The 19,199-nt window shown below is 30.2% G+C and carries 12 protein-coding genes; 6 read left to right on the forward strand and 6 right to left on the reverse strand.

Annotated features, from left to right (window positions below):
* Position 1: 1 nt before the first annotated feature.
* Positions 2 to 5,527: an alpha-2-macroglobulin family protein gene (locus ACKTTV_RS01795; protein ID WP_408029092.1), complete on the reverse strand. Its 5,526-nt coding sequence runs from the start codon at positions 5,525 to 5,527 to the stop codon at positions 2 to 4.
* Between the two features lie 478 nt (positions 5,528 to 6,005).
* Here ACKTTV_RS01795 and miaE point away from each other — a divergent pair, with 478 nt between their 5' ends.
* The 3 genes from miaE to ACKTTV_RS01810 all read left to right on the forward strand — a co-directional run bounded on the left by miaE (position 6,006) and on the right by ACKTTV_RS01810 (position 7,733).
* The gene (gene miaE / locus ACKTTV_RS01800) at positions 6,006 to 6,587 is read left to right on the forward strand and encodes a tRNA-(ms[2]io[6]A)-hydroxylase (protein WP_408029093.1); all 582 of its coding nucleotides are present in this window, start codon (positions 6,006 to 6,008) and stop codon (positions 6,585 to 6,587) included.
* A gap of 190 nt (positions 6,588 to 6,777) precedes the next feature.
* Positions 6,778 to 7,215: a DUF4268 domain-containing protein gene (locus ACKTTV_RS01805; RefSeq protein WP_408029094.1), complete on the forward strand. Its 438-nt coding sequence runs from the start codon at positions 6,778 to 6,780 to the stop codon at positions 7,213 to 7,215.
* Positions 7,216 to 7,250: 35 nt separating this feature from the next.
* Entirely contained in the window at positions 7,251 to 7,733 is a 483-nt protein-coding gene (locus tag ACKTTV_RS01810; protein ID WP_408029095.1) for a CAP domain-containing protein, read from the forward strand.
* 56 nt (positions 7,734 to 7,789) lie between these two features.
* Here ACKTTV_RS01810 and ACKTTV_RS01815 read toward each other — a convergent pair whose 3' ends face one another.
* A complete protein-coding gene (locus ACKTTV_RS01815; RefSeq protein WP_408029096.1) occupies positions 7,790 to 8,125 on the reverse strand; it encodes a DUF4870 domain-containing protein in 336 nt (111 codons plus the stop codon).
* A gap of 165 nt (positions 8,126 to 8,290) precedes the next feature.
* Here ACKTTV_RS01815 and mnmE point away from each other — a divergent pair, with 165 nt between their 5' ends.
* From mnmE to ACKTTV_RS01830, 3 genes are all read left to right on the forward strand, one after another.
* A complete protein-coding gene (gene mnmE / locus ACKTTV_RS01820) occupies positions 8,291 to 9,685 on the forward strand; it encodes a tRNA uridine-5-carboxymethylaminomethyl(34) synthesis GTPase MnmE (RefSeq protein WP_408029097.1) in 1,395 nt (464 codons plus the stop codon).
* A 381-nt stretch (positions 9,686 to 10,066) separates the two neighbouring features.
* Entirely contained in the window at positions 10,067 to 10,783 is a 717-nt protein-coding gene (locus ACKTTV_RS01825; protein WP_408029098.1) for a hypothetical protein, read from the forward strand.
* A 519-nt stretch (positions 10,784 to 11,302) separates the two neighbouring features.
* The gene (locus ACKTTV_RS01830) at positions 11,303 to 15,433 is read left to right on the forward strand and encodes a P-loop NTPase (RefSeq protein WP_408029099.1); all 4,131 of its coding nucleotides are present in this window, start codon (positions 11,303 to 11,305) and stop codon (positions 15,431 to 15,433) included.
* A 194-nt stretch (positions 15,434 to 15,627) separates the two neighbouring features.
* Here ACKTTV_RS01830 and ACKTTV_RS01835 read toward each other — a convergent pair whose 3' ends face one another.
* The 4 genes from ACKTTV_RS01835 to ACKTTV_RS01850 form a co-directional block, all read right to left on the reverse strand.
* The gene (locus tag ACKTTV_RS01835) at positions 15,628 to 15,786 is read right to left on the reverse strand and encodes a hypothetical protein (protein ID WP_408029100.1); all 159 of its coding nucleotides are present in this window, start codon (positions 15,784 to 15,786) and stop codon (positions 15,628 to 15,630) included.
* 14 nt (positions 15,787 to 15,800) lie between these two features.
* On the reverse strand, positions 15,801 to 18,029 hold the full coding sequence (locus ACKTTV_RS01840; RefSeq protein WP_408029101.1) for a T9SS type A sorting domain-containing protein: 2,229 nt from the start codon (positions 18,027 to 18,029) through the stop codon (positions 15,801 to 15,803).
* A 17-nt stretch (positions 18,030 to 18,046) separates the two neighbouring features.
* Positions 18,047 to 18,211, reverse strand: coding sequence for a hypothetical protein (locus tag ACKTTV_RS01845; RefSeq protein ID WP_408029102.1), 165 nt, complete (start codon positions 18,209 to 18,211; stop codon positions 18,047 to 18,049).
* Between the two features lie 77 nt (positions 18,212 to 18,288).
* Complete coding sequence (locus ACKTTV_RS01850; protein WP_408029103.1) at positions 18,289 to 19,155, reverse strand: hypothetical protein; 867 nt, start codon at positions 19,153 to 19,155, stop codon at positions 18,289 to 18,291.
* Between the last annotated feature and the right edge of the window lie 44 nt (positions 19,156 to 19,199).

Genomic DNA, 19,199 nt, shown 5'->3' on the forward strand with positions numbered 1-19,199 from the left:
ATTACTTAACAACCTTCACCCATTGCCCTTTTGTTCTGGAAACATAATCGTTATCATACATTGCTTCAGCTTGTGCTCCTGGCAAATAATAATCGCCTAAGTATGATGCGTTCAAAAGCACTCTGAACGTTTTTGTTTCAAATCCTTTCAACGTAAAGTAATTACTTATACTGGCATCTCTAATATCGGTATAATCCACTTTTGAAGAAATCGTATTATTACCAAAATCAGTAAATCTTGTATTTATAATTTCCCATCCTGAAGGAATATATTGTGTTAATGCGATATTCTCAACTTTAGAACTAGTTTCATTTTTAATGGTTACCTCCGCTATAAAATTAGTTCCTTGCGTTAAACTCTCTGGGCTAATTTGAACTCCTTTTTTCGTTTTATACATAACATTTGCCTTTAAGTTTCTTTGTACCACTTTTTCTTCTCCTACTGGAAGAATACCTTTATTTAACACTCTTACATATAAAACACCGTTACCGTTATTCAATACCTTAACAATATTTTCTTTTTTACTTATGGCAATATCTTTTGCAAATAGTGATTTGCTCGTATTAACTTCTTCACTAGCTCCGTTTAAAGTATACTTGGATTTAATACCCGCACTTTCTCCGTTTCGTAAAGCATAATTAGTTATTGCCAGCAAACTATAAGCTGTTGTTTGAGTACTCATCCACCTATCACTAGATAACGATTCTGCAATACTTTTTGCCAATTTAATCGCTTGAGATTCACTTTCAATTAATGTATACGTTTCTAAAGCCATTGCTTTATCTCTTGTTTCAGAACCATAATTATAATAATACCTTCTTTTAGATTCATCAGTCGATACGGTTGATATAATAGAGTTTGCTATTGACTTCTTCCCAATTAGTGCATAGGCCGCCGCCAAACGTAACTTTGCTTGATTCGATATATTTGACGTTTCTTTAAGCCTATTCATTGATGCTAAATCAGGGCTATTGGCCAAACTTAAGGTATACAGACGGTATGCTTGATTTAAAGCATTATTATAGTATCGATCATTATTTCTCCATTTTCTAGCCTGTCCTTTCTGGAAATTTATCCATTTGTTTTTAAACCCAATAGGTAAAGCATATCCCTTTTTAGCCGCTTCAATCATGAAATGACCAGCGTAAGATGTTCCCCAGTTATTAACATACCCATTACCTTGCCAATATGATAATCCTCCGTTTGAAACTTGGAAGTTAGATAATCTAGTAATAGTAGCTTTAATATTTCTTTCAACATCTTGTTTCTTCTCTTCAGATAACTCAAAAATTTCAGGAAGGTATAATTGAGGAAAGGCACTTGAAGTAGTTTGCTCTACACACCCATGAGGGTAACGAATTAAGTAGCCTAACCTTTTTGTAAAGTTCATTGGAGGTAATGTTGATAACTCAATTGTTGCAACATTTGTTCCAGTAGTTCCAAACGCGGTAAAGTTTAGTTCTTTTTGTTCTTTTCCTTTTAAAACTAAATCTTTTACCTCTGTACTAACTGGATTAGGGTTTAATACGTCAATTTCTACCTCATAGGTCGCTTTTTCACCTCCTGAACTAGCTTCTACTTTTACCTTTCCAATCCCCTTAAAATCATTAACTTTCAAGGTAAAATAAGCCATTTTTTCGTCAGGTTGGTTAAAGCTCAATGTTTCTGAACTATTTCCTACAATGGTATACGACTCATTTGGAACAACCTTTACTTTTACTTGTTTTATTTCAGGAGTCATCGCGAATACTGTTACAGGCAATGTAACTGTTTCTTGAGGTGTAATTTTTCGTGGTAAAGAAGCTAATACCATTACTGGTTTGCGTACAAACGCAGTTTTCTCATCACTTCCATAAGCCTCTTTATCAGCATTCGTTGCTACTACCATTGCTCTAACAGAACCAACATACTTTGGTATTTTAAACTTATGCTCTTTAGTTTCTCCTTTTTCTAAATTAAAAGGACCTAAATACGTTACCATTGGTTTGAAACGATTCGCTTTTTTATTTTTACTTCCTGCCTCAGATTCATCTCCTCCAATACTTAATATTTGATTTACTTTTCCTCCATAAGCTCCAATAACATCATCAAAAATGTCCCATGTTCTTACACCTAACGACTGACGTGCAAAAAATGTATGCCAAGGGTTCGGTGTTTTGAACCTTGTTAAGTCTAATAAACCTTCGTCTACAATTGCAATAGTATAGGTCATAGGTTTACCATCCTTTTCTTTTACTCTTATTCCTGCAGTTGATTCTGGACGAAGTTCGTCCGCTAATTGAATTTGAGGTTCCAATTTAGTAGAAGGATCATAAACCATCATTGGAATAGAACCATACATTCTAATTGGTAAATCATTTACTGTTTGATTGTGCTTTTGTAACAAAGAAATATTAACAAAAACATTCGGAGTATAACTATTTAAAACAGGAAAAGAAAATTCTGTTTGTTTCGCTTTAGTTTCTACCCAAAAATGATCTAAAACTTGTGTTCCATTTTCTATGGTAATCAAAGCTCTTCCTCCTTCTGAGCTAGGAAACTTTACGATAGCATCTTCATTTACCTTATAAGATTCTTTGTCAGTTGTAAATACCAACATGGTTGCATTGGTTTTATCTTGACTTCCTTTTTTTCTTCCATACCATGAAGGCCAATCAAAATAAACTACTGAAGAAGTTACATGTTTACTTTTTTTATCAATTACCTTTACTAAATAACGCCCCCAATCGTTTTCACTTATTTTTAAGTCAAAAGATCCTTTACCTGAACTATTTGTTTTAACAGATGTTGTTTTATAAGTTGAATGGTATCTTGTTCCGTCATAACTCGATAATCCATTATCAGAACTACTCCACCACCATCTCCAAGACAACTTGTACACCTTTACATCTAAATTATTAGCTATACCTTTACCGTTTTCATCTACCGAAGCTACGTTAAATGTATAATTTTCATCAGTAAATAAGTAGTTTCTCGATTGTGCTTCTTCAGCATTTAATAAGCCTACGTAGCTCTTATAAGGAGATACTTTCTTGCTAAAAACATCAGTGCTAAAATCACCTCCATTTTCATAAACTTTTGTAATAAAAGTTGCCTTTAACATTCCTGGAGCTTTATTATCCAATTTAGGTTTTACAGAGAAGTTAGATTTCCCTTCGTTATTTAAATTTCCTTGTAAAACTTTAAAATTTTCTGTTCCAAACTTTCTTGTTACATCATCAAAATTATAGTTGTCGAATTTTGAAAAAGTGGTTTTCGACTGTGTAAACTTACCATTAATGTCTAATTTTAAATCTCTAGCAATAGCACCATGTAGCCATTTTACTTCTACATTTCCAGCAATAGGAGCACTCGCTTTTATAACATCATCGTTTACATTCATCTTAATCTTTAAACGATTCGGTTTAATAGTTTCTATTTTCAAATTTTTATGAAAAGATGCTCCTCCTACTACTACTTTTACTTTCCAGTTACCTGTAATGGCTTCTTGATCTGTTTTGGGAGCATAACTATACATGTTTGTATTTGTTTTATGCACGACTGTTCTGTCCACAATTTTCCCTTGAGGGTTTGTTAACTCAAATTTAATAGGATGGCTTTCGGGAATAGGATTGCCCTTATCATTTAATACAAAGGTTAAAAACAATTGATCTCCAGGTCTCCATACTCCACGCTCTCCATAAATATACCCTTTAAGTCCTTTCTGTAATTTTGCACCAGAAACATCGAACTTACTCATTGATAAAGCGTTTCCTTCATTCAATTTGATATAAGTAGTGCTCTTACCTTTAGTAGCTACTGCAAAAAAGGCGTTGTGCTCTTCTTCAATCTCTACAATTCCCTTTTCATTGGTCGTCATTTCAGCAATTGGCTGCTGCTGCAAGTTGTGTAAGGTTACCTTAGCTCCTACTACAGGCTTTGCCGTTAATAAATCAGTTACTGCTACAAATGTTTTGTTGTTACTTCCTTTTTTTACAATAACTCCTAAGTTTGTTGCCAAAATATTAGAACTAACTTTTTTATTATAAAAATATGAGCTTGTACATGGTTTATCTCTATCTCGCCATCGATAATCACCGTCATAATAATCATTATAATAATAACCTGTTGTGTCGTACTGTTTTGTATCTATTTCTTTCTTACCAAAAACAATAGTATTCTCAGGAGTATTTCCATCACATGTATAATTTGAATACTCTTTTGAATAACTAAATTCTATTCTGTACATAGCTCCATTATCAACTTCAACAAAATCAGCTAAATTCACGGCAAAGGCATTTTCTTTGCTTAAGTCTACTCCTTGATCCGACAAATTCACTGTATACTTCGCCACTGGCCTACCCACATATCTAATATTTCCTTTATTGTTCAAATTATTATATTGTAAAAACTGAAGAATATTGTCTTTGTATATTTTGTAAATTGTAGCATCAACTGCACGAAGATTGACTGCTTTAAAGTTTATTTTTAAATTATCAGAATCAGGTAAAATAGTTCCACTTTTAATAAAACTTACAGAAGGCTTTAACTGTTGAAAATGTAAGGTTTCTGTGTAATTTTCCTTAAGCTCATAACCTTGAATATTTTTAACACCTTTAAATATTTCAATGGTAACTTTATCCTTAAATGAAGCAGCTGGATAAATTGTAACTACATTGTTATTAACTTTATATGTAAACTTTCTTTTTTGTGTGTTTGCAAATTGAATAAGTCCTTTTAAATTTTGTTTCTTTTCAATAGCGTCAGAAAAACTAATTTCTATGTGTTGTTTATCACTGTCCGTTACTTCTACATTTAATACTTTGAAATTATTCTTTCCAGTAATAACAACTTCTTTTTCTCCATTAGATGATGAATTTACTGAACCTCCATCCCATGAAACTTTTAACGCTTTATCTTCAACAAATCGTTTTAGGCTGTCTATTTTGAAATATGCTTTCGAAGTAAAACCATCCGCTACATCAAATTTAAGGTTCTTTAACTTTCCATTGAAATTAGCAGATACAAGACTTGATAATTGTTTACTTTCTATAATGTCACTTGCTGTTAGAAGTCCTTCTACATAATACCAATCATTATCGTATACTTTTGGAGATTCTAATGAAACATTGAATAGCAATTCTTTTGTTTTCATTTTCACTGTAAAATCTTCCAAATCGCTTTCAATATTATCGTATAACTTTGATAAATGTAGTGTAGCCTTGTATTCCTTATTACCTTTTAGCTTTTCTGAAGGAACAAACGTCAACATATTATTTTTAAAAGTTACCTCTCCTTTTACTTTCGGTTCAATGCTTATAACATCCGTACCAATATCCGTAATATTAGGAGTTTTCTTCAAGAGAAATTGTAAGTTAGCACCACTAGAAATTACTTTTTCTGGGAAAACACTTATATACTCACTATAAGCATTAATATTACTCTCGTTTTCAACTTTCTTTTTACAAGATTCAAATGTCGCAAGAGATATTATTAGGGAGAAAAGAATTAAAATTCGTGATTTGAATTTCATGGCATACGTTTTCATTTAATTATTTTTTACAGTCATATAAGTTTTTAATAGCTAGATATCATCATAACGATTCTATCAAATAATGACAACTTCAGTTGTTCTTGAGTTTAAAATTACTTAAAAAGTATACATAAAACCACCGAATTTAGAATTCGTTGTTGTTTAATGAGTATTCGTTTCTTCATTGTGTTGTAAGTCTTATAAATCTATATTTAAGACTTATACCATTTAGGAATACATATAAAATTAGGTTATGTAAAGAATAATCATTTTAAGTGCAATTTAATTCTCCATAAAATATAAAGTACTGAAATAGCATTATATAACAAAACTAGCTATTTTTAGATGATTTATTCATCTTATAGCCTCTATATTTTATAATTTTGTTCCTGAAACTAAAAAGATTGATTTCTAACCTTTATCTTTTTACAGTAACATAAAACAATAAAAATTACTTAAAAGGGAATATCCTTTTATTATTTAGATTAATATTATGCTTGGATTAAAATTCGAAACTGAAACATCATGGGTTGAAGTAGCTAAAAATGGGTTACAACAATTGTTAACTGATCATGCTTTTGCTGAACAAAAAGCCGCTTCAAATGCTGTTTCCATTATTATTAACTATTCTGAAGAAACTGAGCTCGTAAAAGATATGAGCGATATTGCTATTGAAGAAATGGAACATTTTAGAATGGTTCATAATATTATGGTGGATAGAGGGATGGTTTTAGGTCAGGCTACAAAAAATGATTATGCCTTAAAGCTTCAAAAGTTTTTTCCTCATACAGGAAATAGAAAAGAAGCTTTAATTCATAGATTATTAGTTGCCGCTTTAATCGAGGCTAGAAGCTGTGAACGATTCAAGGTTTTTGCAGATAATATGAACGATGAGGAATTATCAAAATTTTATACGGATTTAATGATTTCTGAAGCGAATCATTATACTTTATTCTTAAGTTATGCTAGAAAGTATATGGACAGAGAAGTTGTTGATAAGAAGTGGAACGATCTTCTAAATTTCGAAGCGGAAATGATGAAAAACAGAGGTAATATCGCAAAAGTACACGGGTAATTTAATTATGAATTGTAAATTTTGAGTTTTGAGTTAATGTAACTTTTAGATATAATTCAATGATCGATAACTGATAACTAATAACCGATAACTGATAACTGATAACTGATAACTGATAACTGATAACTGATAACTGATAACTGATAACTGATAACTGATAACTGATAACTGATAACTGATAACTAAGTAAATGTTTAGCAAAGAAGAATCGGCGAAACTTCGCAAAGAATTTTGGACAAGTTTTGGAAAATCGTTTCCTAGAAAATGGCTTTTGTACAATACAAAAATCAAAGGATTCGCATTTAAATTTCAAGCTGATAGAAAAAGAGCTTCGGTTTGTCTTGATTTTGAACATCCAGAAGAAATTGCGAATGAATTGTTATATGATCAGCTACTTTCTTTGAAAAAAATCTTAGAATCTGAATATCTTCCAGAAGTCATTTTCGATGATAATTTCGAGTTGGATAATCGAAAAATTATTCGTCGTATTCATGTGCTTCATGAAAAGAAGTTTAGTATTCACAATAAAAATACGTGGAGAGATTGTTATGAATTCTTTGTAGAAACCATGACACAATTTGAACTCTTCTATTACGAGTATGAAGATTTTATAAAGCAGGCTATCTAGATCAATTTACTTAGTACCCCCCTAATATTTAAACTATGAATAATTTCCCCTTTAAAAGCGCAATTGCTTGTTTATTCCTATTTTTTATTTCTTGTTCTGATTCTTCAGTAGAAACTGAAAATTTGAATGATAACGGAACCAACTCCGATTTCGAAATTGAAATCATGAACTTAATTAATCAACACAGAACAAATAAAGGATTAACTGCTTTAAATATTCTTGAAATCATTAAATCACAAACCGATAATCATACCGATTATATGATTGCCAAAGCTGAGTTATCTCATGATGATTTCAATGTACGAGCAGACTATCTAAGAACAAATGCTAATGCAACCAATATAGCTGAAAATGTTGCCAATGGCTACACTACTGCACAAGCTGTTGTTAATGGCTGGATCAGTAGTAACGGACATAGAGAAAATATCGAAGGTGATTTCAGTCACTTTAACCTCACTGCAAAACAGCATGCAAATGGGGTTTGGTATTATACAAATATTTTCATCAAAGTACAATAACAAAAAAAATCGCCTAGTTGGCGATTTTTTTATTTAAATAATTATTATTTCTGTTTCTAGATAAACTTTATTGTAAATGGATAACTTGGCTCTTCATTATTGCTAGCTTTTACGGCATTAATAATTGGATATATTAGATAGAACACTCCAATAACAAGCATTCCTAAAAATCCTAAACCAAACAATATTACCAACGGAATACATATTAGTAAGTATAAAAACATGGTAATTCTAAAATTGATAATAGAACGTCCATGTTCATCCATATCTTCTATTTCATCTTTTTTTACTGCCCAAATAATTAAAGGAACTATGAGTCCTCCGATTCCTGTTACAAAATCTAATAATTGACTTAAATGGGTAATTGCTAATAATTGACTATTTCTCTTCATCTACTCTTTCGTGTGTTGGTTATACTAAATAGACGCTTAAACATCCTTTTTGTTACAAACTATTCAGTTTTCGTAGTCAAAACTTAAGATTTTAACATTTTTTGAGAGAAGTTTTCAATCCTCTAGATACTTGTTGGATGCTTCCCTACTATGTATATTTGCAACATGATACAAAATGATACCATAGTTGCTTTGGCAACTCCTGCTGGTGTAGGAGCAATTGCTGTAATTCGATTATCTGGAGAGAATGCTATTTCCATAGCTAATGATTTTTTTAAATCTGTAAAGCACGATAAGTCGTTATTGGAACAAAAGTCGCATACACTTCATTTGGGACATATTGTATATAACAATCAAGTAATTGATCAGGTATTAGTATCTATTTTTAAAAATCCACATTCATACACAGGAGAAAATGTAGTTGAAATTTCATGTCATGGATCAAGTTTTATTCAACAAGAAATTATCCAATTGTTTTTGCAAAATGGATGCAGAATGGCTGATAATGGTGAGTTTACCATGCGTGCCTTTTTAAATGGAAAAATGGATTTAAGTCAAGCAGAAGCCGTTGCCGATGTAATTGCCTCTAATTCTGCTGCCTCTCATCAAATTGCTATTCAGCAGATGCGAGGAGGTATTACCAATAAATTAAAAGAACTACGTGCACAACTATTAGATTTTGCTGCTTTAATTGAATTGGAGCTCGACTTTTCTGGTGAAGATGTTGAATTTGCCGATAGAACTCGATTTAAAGAGTTAGTAGCAACTATTTCTTCTGTATTAAAAAGATTGATTGAATCTTTTGCTTTTGGTAACGCCATGAAAAATGGAATTCCCGTAGCTATTATTGGAGAGCCTAATGTTGGTAAATCGACTCTTTTAAATGCTTTACTTAACGAAGAAAAAGCAATTGTATCAGATATTGCTGGGACGACTCGTGATGCTATCGAAGATGAAGTTATTATTAATGGAGTTGCTTTCCGTTTTATCGATACGGCAGGTATTAGAGAAACGGAAGATGTAGTAGAAAATATTGGTATCCAAAAAGCTTATGAAAAGGCAGAAAACGCTCAATTAATAATTTTCTTAATTAATGCGCAGAAGTTTATTGATAGTTCTACTTCTTTTTTAGCCGAAATCAATCAAACGAAAGAACGTTTCCCAGAAAAACGAGTATTAACTATTGTTAATAAAATTGATACTATCAATGAAGTTCAAAAGACCGATTTAACTTCTAAAGTAAATGATATTATCTTGCTTTCTGCGAAACAAAAAAATGGTATTGATAGCTTATTAAGTGAGTTAACATCCTTAGTAAATACGGGAGCTTTGAGTAATAATGAAACCATTGTCACAAACTCTCGTCATTTTGAAGCCCTAACTTTAGCCTTGGAAAGTATTGAATCGGTTAAAAACGGAATTGAATTAGATATTTCTTCCGATTTATTTGCTATTGATATTCGCGAATGTTTACGTCATTTAGGGAATATTACTGGTGAATATGATGTAGATAAGGACATTTTAGGTCATATTTTTGGGAACTTTTGTATTGGGAAGTAAGGAAATAACATACACAACACCAGGAATAATAAATACTTTAAAGTTTCAGAAACTATTAATTATTGTTAATACAGATAATTTTTGCTTTAACTCTTAAAACTAAAGATAGAATACTTTTTAAAACCTCACTTTTACATCTCTTTTGTTTATATTAGTTCTAGAAAATCATTTATCACTTTAGTCCAGAAAACAAAGTTTATATTCTTTTATAATAGATTAAAAACTTTTTTATATATTAGGGCAAGCATTATGGTTGATGCTAGCCACACTCACTTTTAGGCAAAGATTTTTCCACAATCATTTATTATTTCATAGGTACTTTATATTAATAATGGTACTGGCTTGTGGGTGTGCTATTGCTTTTTTTTAATATAAATAATTATGAATTTTTCTCTCTCAAAAAACACCGAAGATTTTGGTTATAATTCCTTTTGGTCGCATAGAATTAAATCTAAAGCAAAACGATTAAAGAAAGAACTAACTATTAGTCATAATAAGGCATTAAATATTTTAGCTAATTGTTGGCATTTTGGTAATTGGTCAGAATTAATAAAAGCCGAAAAACAATGTTATCACTCTTATTTTCCTCATCCATTGGATGGTATTAATGATCATGATAAAAAGCAGTTAAAGCACGAATACAATATACCTGAACATGCTTTTATTACTTTTAAATTTGACCTACCAAAATATAGTGATTTGAAATTTATTTATATAGATGATTATCTTCGTTCATGTTGCCGAAATGCCATACTACCATTTGTCAATGGTACTGAGATCCTTTACAGGAAGATTTTAAATGAAAGTTATAATACAGAAGACGGCCTTATATCTGGTAACTTTTTATATGTTGAACCCTATAGAGGTGTATTAAATTCTCAAGACACCTTATATTTTATACAGTATTTAAGAGAAATATGGAGAGAATATCCGAGCTTAATGATTTATTTCTCTTTCCATGGAATAAAACAAAACTCTAACTTAATTGATAGAGATTGGATAGATTGGGCACAACTTCCAGTCACCAAATTGAAGTATACTCCAGAGGATAATTTTATGAATATTTCATTTGAATACTTAATACTAAAACCTTTTTAAAAATGAATTTTATATATAGAAACTTGTTGTTATTATGGGGACTTGTAATTTTTACCTGCCTTATTAGCTTATTTGTTTATTTTGAATCTGATTGCAAACCACCAAACCCTAAAAGTATAATTGATTTTTCAGAGTTTACTTGTAAAGCAAAAAACGTAAGCTTGAAAGTTTTCACTCCTACGTTTTTACTGAGTATTGTTGGAGGAGTATTATTTTATCTTCATAAAAAAAATTAGACTTTATTTAAAGTGTATTTATTCAAAATTAGAACTTAAATATTTTCTTGGAGTAAATGAGATAAATAACCTTATCTCATTCGAACTTCACAAAATTCTCGTTAAGTCGTATTCACTTCTTACCTCCAATCTTTGCTTGTTTCTATTTTTTAAAGAGAAGTTTACAAAATTTATAGATTTTCAACCCCCTTAAATTTTAAACAAATAATGTTAAAAACTGTTGATAAAAACATTACTCTATGAATAGGATTATCGGTAAATTGACCTTAATTATATCATTACTATGAGCGCAATTTCAGCATTAAAGGGTTACCGCACACAATTTTTATACTCTTTATATAGGATCTTGAAAGACTATAATAAAAATTATATTTTTAAAGTAGAAGGCAACTATGAAGATTTAGATATTTTAAATGAATCCAATGATTACATTGAGTCGATTCAAATAAAAAATAAGGGAGCTACTCTGAGCTTTTCCGATATGTTTTCCTCTAAAGACTCTTTTTTTAAAAGAAGTATTAGGTTAATTAATATTAATCCCAAAGCAAAAATTAAAATCGTATCATTTGGTAATATAAGTAATGATTTAACTGATAAAATTAGGTTAAAGAAAAAACTATTAAAAAAAGGATTTACACAACAGAAAGTTGAAAAAATACTAAATAACTATTCTGAGCCTGAAATTGTTTCAGAAATAGAATTAAAAGATAAAATATTTAAATATTTAAAGTCTATATGTATTTTTTCAAACCCTAACATTGGACTAGAACTATTATTGTTCTGGATTTATAAAGCTGGAGAAAATCAAACACCAATAACTACTATAAACTTAATTGATGATCTAGATAGGATAGGTAAATACATTAGTGAGCAAAATGCTATTTACAATCAATTTGGAAATACTATAATTCCCTTTAAAACTAAATCACTAAACGAACTAGATCTAGAAGATTTGCAGAAAGGTTTTTACTATGGTGTATCCGTGAAGTATGAACATATTCTTGCTAACTTCGATGTCAAAAGGGAAGAAAAATTAAATCTAATTAGTAAGGCATTTGAAAAGAAAAGTATTGTTTTTATACATGGAGCATCTGGGCAAGGCAAAAGTACATTAGCGTATCGTTATTTAAATGATTTTTCCGATAATTATGCCACTTATGAATTAAAACTATCAAACAATTTAAATGATACATTTGAACTTATTAATAGCTTAGATTCACTTTGTAAAGGGTTAAAGTTTCCAATAACCTTATACATTGACATATCTCCACAAAACAGTAATTGGAGCAATATATTAAAAGAGTTAAATAGTAAGAAAAACTTAAAATTTCTAATTACAATAAGACAGGAAGATTGGAATAGAACCTCTTTAGGAGAAGATTTTGATTTTGAAGATATTGAACTCAATTTTAATAAAAATGAAGCCAAAATAATATATGATTCACTTTCCCAATATAAGCTAGATTTAAAATTCACTGACTTTGAAGAATCGTGGCTACAATTTGGTAATAAAGGAATGTTATTAGAATATGTTTACTTTATTAATCAGGGGGATAAGTTAAAAAATAGACTACAAAACCAAATAGGAAGATTAGAGAAAGAAAAGAAGGTTGAAGAACTAGAGATTTTAAGATTTGTTTGTTTATCTGATGCCTTTAATTCTAAAATCGACTATTTAAAGTTAATTGACTTCCTTAAGATTAATAAAGGTCTATCTAATTCATTTGTCAAACTTTTAGAAAAAGAATATCTATTAAAATTTGCAGACGATAAAAGGTATTTAACTGGTCTACATCCTATTCGTTCAAAACTGTTGTGTGAGATTCTTTTCTTTGAAAACGATTATTTACAGATTAACGATTACATTGATTATTCGGTGCCTATTGTTAATGAAAAAGACTTACATAAATTTTTACTAAACAGTTTTGATGTGGGGTATGACGTGGACTCTTTACTTCAATCTCTATTTAAAACAAAAATTAAACACCCAAACGGCTTTATAAACATATTTAATGCTCTTTTGTGGAAAGGGACTTATGATTATACAATAAAAGATAATTACAATATTTTTGATGAAGCCTATAAACATTTCAAAAGTGCTTGGTGGATTTTTATAGTCATTGATTTCTCAGATATGAGAACAGACGACTCTATATTAGATTTGTTCGAGACAATTCATAAGAATGACGCTAATGCTAAAGAAAAGAGAAAGTTAATAGAAAAGTTAACATCCCAACTTTCTGACAAAAAGGAAGTCTTTAAGTATTGTAATCGTTGGTTAAACAAACTCATAGATATTCCATTTGAGTTAAAGGATGATACTGATTATAAAAGTACCGGTGAGTTTCTATTTTGGTTAGGCTATTTGAAAAAAAAGAACATTAAAATAAACATCAATATTGAGTCCATATCAAATTTCTTTGTTAATACTAAAAATGAACTAGAGTCAAAGGCTGTATTCTTATTAGGTCTAAAATCATTTGACTATTTTAAAGAAAAAGAAGATGAAAAGACTCATTTAGAGTTATCATTTCTAAAACATTTTAGAACAGAATATTTAGTACCTTTTTTTAGAGATGACGGTATAAACTTTGAGTTGAAATATTTTTTTGACATTACGGATGAAACAACAAATAATAAGAAATCAAATCATAAATCTTTTGCGCCTGAACTTGATGATTCAAATGATTTAACATTACCTTCTGAATCTCCAAATATGTTTCACGATAGAACTATGACTATTGTTGAACTACTTAGAAAAGCATTCCCTGATAGAAATAAATTTAAGATTAATGGGGTGGGTTATAATGCTATTGGAACAGATACGGGATATGATCCAACAAGTAAAGATATTCCTATTAAAAATTTACCTATTAGCTTTATTACAAGATTAAATGGGTTAATAATACACCTATTTGATTATACTAAAAGACCTAATACTTGGAATGAGTATATTGAAGAAACTGTTTCAATTAGAAAACAACATCTTAGTGCTTTAATTGAATTTCGAAATGGACTATCCAAATATTTTAAAAATCAAATTAAAGGCATTAAATTTTTAGAAGATAATGAAAACATAATTAAAGAAAAAGTTTATGATGTAGATTACCAAATGTTACCCTCTTTAATTGCTGATAAGTGGTGTTATCATGGAGATAGTACCCGTTTAGAAGTAAATAATACACAAATAGCCTATTCTTTGGCAAAGTACAAGAACTTTATTAAACTAAGAAGAGATTATTTCACAAGCGTAAGAAATTTTATTAATCATGGTTTTAATGAGACTGCTAATACAGTCAAAAGACTCTTAGGAAAGGAAGACGAAATTGAAAATGACAATCTTAGAAATTTATCAGAAGTAGTATTATTTGATTCTTTTATTCATTTAATTGATTTTCAAAAAGAATTTGATGATAAATTCAGTAAATATGTTAACTCAAAAGAAATTAATAATATTTATAATAAAGAGACCAATATTACTTTATCCTTGATAAGTATTTGGAAAGCTTTTATTTATTCGAAATATAGACATCAGCCAAGCATTATAAAATCTGCTTCTTTGCAATTCGAAAAGACCAAATCAGACTTTCAAATGCGCATCATTAAAGAACTCCAAGAAGTATTTTTAGGAACAGATTACTACAATACTCTGATAACAGATAATGAAAATAAAAATATTTATATTTTCTTAAATATTGATTTTGAGACATTTTCTGATGCATTAGGGAAATGTTTCGAAGCTATAGTTAATATATTTAGTGATATGCATTACACATCGTTAAAACGCCTCATTTGTAAGTTGAATTTTGAAAATATATTAATTATCCCTTTAATAAAAGGAAATGCTTTAAACGATAAGTTCTATCAGCTTTCAATTTCTCAAATTGATTCAATAAAGGAGAAATTATTTTCGGGTTATACTTTCACTAATTATTTTGAATTGTTCAGTTTCCCTGATGATTATAATGTAGAAATATTTGAAAAAGAAAAAGTTCGTTTTTGGAATAAAATTATAGTAGAACTTAAATTAATAGAAGATATAATAGGTTTATTATCCTCTGTCAAATATCTAAATATTTTTGTTAAACAACTCATAGAAAACTTTAATGATATAGATGAACTTGGAACTATTATATTGAAATCTTATTATGAGAAATTTTCGATTTTTGTAGATGAGAAAATAGTAAAAAAATCAATTGAGAATTTAACGAAATTAACAGAATTATCAAGTTCTAACATTATAGTTTCAAAGGCTTTACAAAGTTTACAAACTAAAATAATTTCTTTAGATAAATATAACTCTACGCAAGCTATAATGAAAAATGGATTTGAGAACTATATAATTAATATTAAGGATTTAGAATTTCTTTATGAAGATTACTCCAAAACAATGATTCTGTGCTACGATGAATAAAAAAGGAAGCTTATTATTTCTTATTATTTAAAGTATCTGCTTCGTAAGTTTGAGAAATTCTAAGATATTAAATGAATATATCAAGTCGAAACCAAGAAACAACATATTTACTATTACTAATAACATATAAAAAGAAGGCCAGTCCATATAAATGAACTGACCTTCGCCCTTAAATAATTCCCTTACCTTAAATTTTAAAACCCCTCTCCTGGAGCTTCAGGTGATGTTGCTTGTGCTTTTTTCGGATTCAACATTAAATACGTTCCTATTGCCGTTAATGCTGTATATTTTCCGTAATCACCAATTTTCTTTATAGCCTCTTTTCTTGTTATTTTATTCTCTTTATTATCCATGATTTCAATGCTTTTTATTCTAAAATTATTTTTCTACTAATATTAAATGTATCAGATGTAACATTTACAATGTAAACACCCGTTGATAAATGATTCAACTGAACATTTGTTGTGGTATTTCCTTCTGCTTCAGTGCTCAAAACTTCCTTTCCTATTAATGAAAATATCTTTATTTCAGCGTGAGAAGTATTTCCTTTCACTGTTATTTCCTTTTTACCAGAATTTAAAATGCTAATATTTTCATCGATTAAATAAGCATCATCTGTACTTAATACTTCTGATGAAGTGTGCAAATAAAACCTTCCTTCTTCACTCCCTGTTTCTTCAATAGTTACCGTATAAGTTGAGTTTGTTAAATCAGTTAAGGTATTCTTTACTTTATCTTCAAGATAAATTGCAGTTTCTGATGGTACTTGCGTCGAGTTCATAGAGAACACTACTTCAGTCCCATTTTCAACTACTAAACCTATTGGAACAACTATTTCTTCAAAATTATTTATTGGTAACGATTGAATTGTAAAATTATGTTCCGATTCACCTTCAACTAACTTTGAAAAAATGTCGAATGATGCACCGTCAAAATTTCCTATATCATAACCTGCATCCAATCCTGTAGTTGCCGTTTCATTATATAAAATTTTTGTGGTTACATTTGTTCCGTTAGCTAAGGCATTAAGCTCAATTTTCACTTCATTATTGCTATTTCTACTTCTACCTGATGCACCTCCAGAAACAGCTTCTCCTCTTTGATTTTCATTGAATATAACATCGGTAACTCCACTTGTTGTTCTCACGAAAAATCCTTGACCTGGGACTAACTTTACTTCTGAGTCGAGTAATGTATTTGCTACGTACTTATTTTGTGTTCTATCCCAAGTATAGGCAGCAACAAAAGAAGGATCGAATTTAGCCGAGTTTTTAGCTATAAAGTTTTCTCCGGAGATATCATTTAAAGGAACATACGCCGTATATGGATTACCTATAGCATTCCACTCACTTTCATTAACACTTTGAGTTACGTCAGCATTATCAATAGTACCCGTAAATGTAACGCTACCATCTGTAGCTCTCGAAATAGCATATCCCTTTCCTGGTTCAAAAGTAAGTGTATTGGTACTTAAATCGTTTTCAGTATAATACACCCACTTTGCTCCACTAGCATTACTGTCATCATAACATGCTATTGCATATCTATTTGGAGTAACTGATGTGTTTACACGAATATCATTCGCTGGATTTTCAGCAAATTCTTTAATACTTTGTCCATTAACTGGCACAGAAATAATGGTCCATTGATTCGCTAACAAACCATCTTTTTGAAAGGTAACTTGTCCAGAAGTTACTCCTTCAGAAATAAAAACACCTCCATTGCTTTCATCAGCTTCTAAAGAAATTAAACCATTATTGGTTAAATTCCCTTTTACTTTTAAGTTCCCATTACTATCAATAGTTAAGTTAGCATCTGCATTTAGAGTTAAATCATTTACTTCGTAACTACCGCTGTTCAAAATAGGATCATTAGCTACATTAGGAATGGTTACGTTTTTTGTAGCATCTGGAACAACGCTATCACCCCAGTTTGATGCTACTGCCCAAAAAGCACTCGAATTACCCGTCCAATTTACCCCTGTAGGTAATGATGCTCCAGAAGAGTCATACGTGTCACCTGTTATTTGCGTTCCCGGTTCATTCGTACAGTCTGCTGTTCCAAAAGCAACCGCTGTTGTTGGTCCACAAGCTGTATAAAACTGATCTAAAAATACACCGCCTGTTTCAAAAGTAATATTAGGCTCTTTGTTTACATCAATATATTTAATTTTAATACTAAACAAATGAAGTGCTGTGCTATTTACAACTGGCATTCCTATTGTTCCACTACTTGCTAATTGCTGAAAAGAAGTAGAAACTCTTGAAGTTGAATTATCATTTACTACAAATGAATTATATGCATTTACAGTTCCACCAAAAAAGTTAGTTGCCAAAATAGAACCACTTGGTTGTAACATTTCAAAGTTACCACTAGTATGAACATTCTCTCCGAATGCCTCGGTATTATAATTTAAATAAATTTGACCTGATCCAATGATAACATCGCTGTCCGAAGCAATATAGATATCTGCCTCATAAAAATCATTAGTTCCATCTGAAGTGTTTCTTGCATTTACAAAAGAAAAACTAATGTTTTGTGAAAATAGCTGTGTACTAAACAGAGCTATAAAAATGTAAAGTAATTTTTTCATCATTTAAATGGGGTTTTAAATTAAGCTTTTTGAATGTTGATTATTTTCATAGACATTCCGTTATATGATTTTTCAATTCTAACACTTGATAACCAGAAAAAATCTCCATGATAGATAATTGGTAAATAGGCAAACTTTTTGGTTTCCTTTCTAACTTTAAATTTTCTACGCTTTAATAATTTCATACCTGTTTCCTTAAAACTATATTTTTGTGTAATCTTTTTTAAAATCTTATTGTTATTATTCTCTGAATTAATTCCTTTTAAAACTGTTCTCCTTTACCAATGTTTGGTTTTACAAGGTTGTTAACATCTGAATTTTGAACTTGACCGTTCATATTAACATCTGCCTTATAATATCCTGAAACACCTAATAATTGGATAACAGAATTCGCATCTGTATTTTGAATTTGTCCATTTTCATCAAAATCTCCAGAAATCATGGCATAAATTCCATTGCCCATATCAATAACTGAATTTGCCGTACCATGTATTGAAGACAATGAATTACTCAAGTTTACCGTTGTTACTCCCGTTGTATTCAGAGCATATGTAGTCGCACTCAGTATTCCTAAATGATTTCTATGATTTACTGCTATATAATAACTATCAATAGGTAAATCTATAGCTAACTCAGATGTTCCATCCGTATCAACGATATCTCCATCTGCCTGCAATAATGCAGATTGACTTGAAAGTATTATTTTGTAATCATTTTTATCACGTAGTGTTACCCAAACCCAATCAACGATGGCATCACTCCCTGAAACGTTGAATACTGAAGACTCACAAGTAATTCCATCAGCATAAGGGCTTGTAGTTGGAATTAAATCACTACTTCTTAAACTGTCATCCATAATGGCTGTTCCAGAAGTAACTAAAGGACCTTGAAGAAATACCACTGGAGAAAGTTTTATCTTTAATTTAATTTCTTCTTGATGAAACCCTTGAGCTAAAATTACTCCATTGTTTGAAGCAGTTGCTGTCACCAATTCACCAACAGTAAAATTTAGGCTTCCATTAGCATTACTCAACGTTTTCCCACTTGAACCAATTACTGAACGTTCTAGTGTTTGAGAAAACATGAAATTTCCAAGAAATAAGAATATTATAAGTGTATACCTTTTCATCTGTTTATTTTTATTGTTTTTTAATTAGTCAGATGTAATTCGCC

The organism is Tenacibaculum xiamenense (assembly GCF_964513065.1).
Taxonomy (GTDB): Bacteria; Bacteroidota; Bacteroidia; order Flavobacteriales; family Flavobacteriaceae; genus Polaribacter; species Polaribacter xiamenense.

What these genes read in the sequence shown, in the direction of transcription:
- ACKTTV_RS01840 (WP_408029101.1), bottom strand. Translation starts at nt 18,029, where the DNA reads ATGATGAAAAAATTACTTTACATTTTTATAGCTCTGTTTAGTACACAG.
- ACKTTV_RS01830 (WP_408029099.1), top strand. Translation starts at nt 11,303, where the DNA reads ATGAGCGCAATTTCAGCATTAAAGGGTTACCGCACACAATTTTTATAC.
- mnmE (WP_408029097.1), top strand. Translation starts at nt 8,291, where the DNA reads ATGATACAAAATGATACCATAGTTGCTTTGGCAACTCCTGCTGGTGTA.
- ACKTTV_RS01835 (WP_408029100.1), bottom strand. Translation starts at nt 15,786, where the DNA reads ATGGATAATAAAGAGAATAAAATAACAAGAAAAGAGGCTATAAAGAAA.
- ACKTTV_RS01825 (WP_408029098.1), top strand. Translation starts at nt 10,067, where the DNA reads ATGAATTTTTCTCTCTCAAAAAACACCGAAGATTTTGGTTATAATTCC.
- ACKTTV_RS01810 (WP_408029095.1), top strand. Translation starts at nt 7,251, where the DNA reads ATGAATAATTTCCCCTTTAAAAGCGCAATTGCTTGTTTATTCCTATTT.
- ACKTTV_RS01845 (WP_408029102.1), bottom strand. Translation starts at nt 18,211, where the DNA reads ATGAAATTATTAAAGCGTAGAAAATTTAAAGTTAGAAAGGAAACCAAA.
- ACKTTV_RS01850 (WP_408029103.1), bottom strand. Translation starts at nt 19,155, where the DNA reads ATGAAAAGGTATACACTTATAATATTCTTATTTCTTGGAAATTTCATG.
- miaE (WP_408029093.1), top strand. Translation starts at nt 6,006, where the DNA reads ATGCTTGGATTAAAATTCGAAACTGAAACATCATGGGTTGAAGTAGCT.
- ACKTTV_RS01795 (WP_408029092.1), bottom strand. Translation starts at nt 5,527, where the DNA reads ATGAAAACGTATGCCATGAAATTCAAATCACGAATTTTAATTCTTTTC.
- ACKTTV_RS01805 (WP_408029094.1), top strand. Translation starts at nt 6,778, where the DNA reads ATGTTTAGCAAAGAAGAATCGGCGAAACTTCGCAAAGAATTTTGGACA.
- ACKTTV_RS01815 (WP_408029096.1), bottom strand. Translation starts at nt 8,125, where the DNA reads ATGAAGAGAAATAGTCAATTATTAGCAATTACCCATTTAAGTCAATTA.